Source organism: Streptomyces sp. WELS2 (assembly GCF_013870595.1).
GTDB lineage: Bacteria > Actinomycetota > Actinomycetes > Streptomycetales > Streptomycetaceae > Streptomyces.
Window position 1 is genome coordinate 1 of record NZ_JACBWZ010001054.1, and the last position, 1,881, is coordinate 1,881.

Below are 1,881 nucleotides of genomic sequence, written 5' to 3' on the forward strand. Positions count from 1 at the left end.
CGGAGCGAGGCGGGAACGTGGTTCAGGTCGAGGAGTCCGGCGGTGGACGAGCGGCGCGGTCTCCTCCCCGGAGGGCCGCCAGGCGCCGAGGAGGTCGCGGACCCGCGCGAGCTCCCCGGCCCACTCGGAGCCGCCGGCGAGGCTCGCCCACAGGGGTCGCAGCACCTCGTCACCGCCGCCGAGCAGCGGAAGGCACCGATCAAGACAAGCCAGCCCGCAGGCGGCCAGTCCGCGTTCGTCGGCCCGTGCGATCAGTTCCACCAGGCTCATGGAAAGCCTCCCTCACCAGGGCACCGACCGGTACGGAGCCCGCACTCCCCCTTACTGCGTGCGACGGCGCGGGAGTGTCACAGTGGGCGGTTTTCGGCCAAGCTCCGGTGCCGGGGCGGGCCGGCACCGGCTCAGCCCAGCCGGTCCGCCAGTTTCCGGAAGTCCGCCCAGGACAGCGCGGGCCGGTCCGGGTCCCACAGCTTCTGCACGGTGGCCCGCAGCGGCATCCGGATCCCGGCGGCGACCTGCGCCTGCGTCTGCGCGTGCGGGACGTCGCCCCACACGGCGAACGACCCGCCGAGGATCTGCCCGTCGTAGCGCGCGGGCACGGCGGTCCGGCCGCGCACCACCCTCGGGGTCCACTGCTCGTAGATGCGCTGTCCGGTCGGGTAGACGAAGGTCTGCGGCTGGCCGAGCACGTAGTAGAGGAACTCGTCGTTGTAGTTGAGCATCCGGCGGCCCGCGCCCAGGTACTCGGCCGGCGGCCGGGCGCCGATCTCCTTGCCGGTCCAGTAGGCGACCTGGAGCGAGGGGTCGGGCTGTACGGAGGTGCCCCGGAAGAAGCCGTCGTTCCAGGCCCGTGCGGCCTCGCCGTGGGCGCGGACGGTGGCGGCGCGGTCGTTCAGCCAGCCGGTGGTGAGGTCGGCGACCGTGCCGCCGGGGCCGTACTTCCGCTTCGCGGCGGCGGCCAGCTGCGGGTACGAGGCCTGCGGGTCACGTGCCATCAGCGCCTGGTACTCGTCCCCGCCCAGGTGCCACCGGCCGCCGGTGAACAGTCCGGCGAACTCGTTCAGCAGGTCGTCCACCAGCCGGGCCGAGGCGTCCTTGGAGATGTCGATCGCACCGCGGAGCACCACGCCGTTCGCCTTGCGCAGCCGCAGGTCGGGGTGGGCGGCGAGGACCGCGCCCAGGTGTCCCGGGGAGTCGATCTCGGGGACGACGGTGATGTGCCGGCTCTCCGCCAGCGCCACGATCTCCTTGACCTGCGCCTTGGTCAGGTGGTCCGGGGAGACGATCTCGGGGTGGCTGTCGGACTCGATCCGGAAGGCCTGGTCGTCGGAGAAGTGCAGGCCCAGCTCGTTGAACTTCAGGTCCCCCAGCTCGCGTATCCGGTCCTCGATCCAGGACGCGGTGAACGGTTTGCGCGCGATGTCCAGCATGAACCCGCGCACCGGCTTGGCCGGCTGGTCGCGCACCACGCCCTCCGGGGCGGTGCCGGCGCCGCGGATCTCCTGCTTCAGGGTGCGGGTGCCGTAGAACACCCCGGCCTCGCCGGGAGCGGTGATGTCGACCCGCCCGTCCCGGACGGTCAGCGTGTACGACTCCGCGTTCCCGCCCCCGCCGAGCGCGAGCCGTACGTCACCGGGCCGCGTGTCGTTCTTCTGCCCGGCGTACGCCAGCCCCAGCTCCCCTGCCGTCAGCCGCCCCTCGTCGGCCAGCGCCGGATCGGCCACCACCACCCGCGCGCCGGGCCGGGGCCGCCAGCCGGGGCCGCGCGCCGGGGTGTGCGAGCGGACCGCGGGTATCGTGCGCGGCGCCTTCGACAGCGGGTAGGACCGGCTCGGGCTCGGCGCCGCCGACGGGGTGCCCGGCGCCCTGGGCTCGGTACCG

At 73.9% G+C, this 1,881-nt stretch carries 1 protein-coding gene and 1 pseudogene; both read right to left on the reverse strand.

Going from position 1 to position 1,881, the window contains the following annotated elements:
• Window positions 1-270, reverse strand: a pseudogene (locus tag H5J33_RS33490) (hypothetical protein); the annotation flags it as partial.
• Between the two features lie 131 nt (window positions 271-401).
• The coding region (locus H5J33_RS33495; protein ID WP_181798450.1) for a glycoside hydrolase family 20 protein at window positions 402-1,881 on the reverse strand (1,480 nt) is incomplete at its 5' end.